This is a genomic window from Streptomyces sp. NPDC059994, from assembly GCF_042737755.1.
Classification (GTDB): domain Bacteria; phylum Actinomycetota; class Actinomycetes; order Streptomycetales; family Streptomycetaceae; genus Streptomyces.
Genome location: NZ_JBHWUR010000225.1, coordinates 1 through 1,608, shown reverse-complemented (window position 1 = coordinate 1,608; position 1,608 = coordinate 1). Strand labels below are relative to the sequence as shown.

Annotated in this window: 2 protein-coding genes; both read right to left on the bottom strand. The window is 70.6% G+C overall.

All coding sequences use genetic code 11. The annotated features are described in order from the left end of the window. Positions 1-121 precede the first annotated feature (121 nt). Positions 122-760, bottom strand: a complete 639-nt coding sequence (gene scpB, locus ACFWA7_RS39985) for an SMC-Scp complex subunit ScpB (protein WP_385550353.1) — start codon at positions 758-760, stop codon at positions 122-124. Next, entirely contained in the window at positions 757-1,560 is an 804-nt protein-coding gene (locus ACFWA7_RS39980; protein ID WP_385828088.1) for a segregation and condensation protein A, read from the bottom strand. The genes scpB and ACFWA7_RS39980 overlap by 4 nt, the downstream gene beginning before the upstream one ends. Positions 1,561-1,608 lie beyond the last annotated feature (48 nt).

Sequence of the window (1,608 nt, the reverse complement as noted above, 5' to 3'; positions counted from 1 at the left end):
GCACCGCCGCGGCCGGCGCCGCCGCTGCCCCGGCCGCCACCGCCGCTGCTGCCGCGGCCGCCGCTGTTGCCACCACGGCTCCCGCCGTTGTTTCCGCTGCTGTTACTGCCGCTGCTTCGCATCAAATTTCCGTCTTGTCGTCTGCGTGGGTTTCCGGGGCATCAGGTGCGTCCGGATCGAACGACGGCACACCCTCCAGGGTCTCGGCTTCGATCGCGTCCGCCTCGGGGAGGAAGGGCGCGAGCTCCGGGAGCTCGTCCAGGCCGCGCAGGCCCATCCGTTCCAGAAAGTAGTTCGTCGTCCTGTACAGGATCGCACCTGTTTCGGGTTCCGCGCCCGCCTCGTCGACCAGACCCCTCTGGAGCAGGGTCCGCATGACCCCGTCGCAGTTCACTCCGCGCACCGCCGAGACCCGCGAACGGCTCACCGGCTGGCGGTACGCGACGACCGCCAGGGTCTCCAGGGCCGCCTGGGTGAGCCGGGCCTGCTGCCCGTCCAGGACGAAGCCCTCGACGGCCGGCGCGTACGCGGCCCGGCTGTAGAACCGCCAGCCGCCCGCCACGAGCCGCAGCTCGAAGCCGCGGCCCTGGACGGTGTACTCGTCCGCCAGCTCGCGCAGGGCGTCCGCCACGGCCCTCCGGGGCCGTTCCAGCACCTTCGCCAGGTGCTCCTCGGTCGCGGGCTCGTCGACCACCATGAGAACGGCCTCAAGGGCGGGCTTGAGCGCGAGCTCCTCGGATTCCTCGATCTCCTCGATCACGCCGTCTCCACCTCCACAACTTGGTCGAACTCGTCCGTGACGGCGGGCTGGGCCCCGTCGCCGCCGCTCCAGCGCACCATGAGCTCCCCGAGCGCCTCGTCCTGGTCGAGGACGACGGCCTTCTCGCGGTAGAGCTCCAGGAGGGCGAGGAAGCGGGCGACGACGGTGAGGGTGTCGGGCGCGTCCAGGGTCAGCTCCCGGAAACTGACGTCCCCGCACGCCCGCAGCATCGCCACGACCACGGCGGCCTGCTCCCTGACGGAAACGAGCGGCGCGTGAATGTGGTCGATGTACACCTGCGGCTTGGCCCTCGGCTGCATGGCCTTGACCGCCAGCTTGGCGAACCCGTCGGCGCCGATGCTGATGACGACCTCGGGCAGCAGCTCGGCGTGGTGCGCCTCCAGCCCGACGGTACGGGGGTGGCGGCGCGCCTCGCTGTCGAGCCGCTCGCTGAAGATGTCCGCGATCTGCTTGTACGCGCGGTACTGGAGCAGCCGCGCGAACAGCAGGTCCCGCGCCTCAAGGAGCGCCAGATCGGCCTCGTCCTCGACCTCGGCGGCGGGCAGCAGCCGGGCCGCCTTGAGGTCGAGCAGGGTGGCGGCGACGACGAGGAACTCGGTGGTCTGATCGAGGTCCCAGTCCGCCCCCATGGCCCGGATGTGCGCCATGAACTCATCGGTGACCTTGGACAACGCGACTTCGGTCACGTCCATCTTGTGCTTCGAGATGAGCTGAAGCAGCAGGTCGAAGGGGCCTTCGAAGTTGGCGAGCCGAACGGTGAAGCGGCCGTCGGAGGGGATGGGACCGGGATCAGCCGCAGGGTCGGGGTCCGGGGCGGAGCCCCGAAG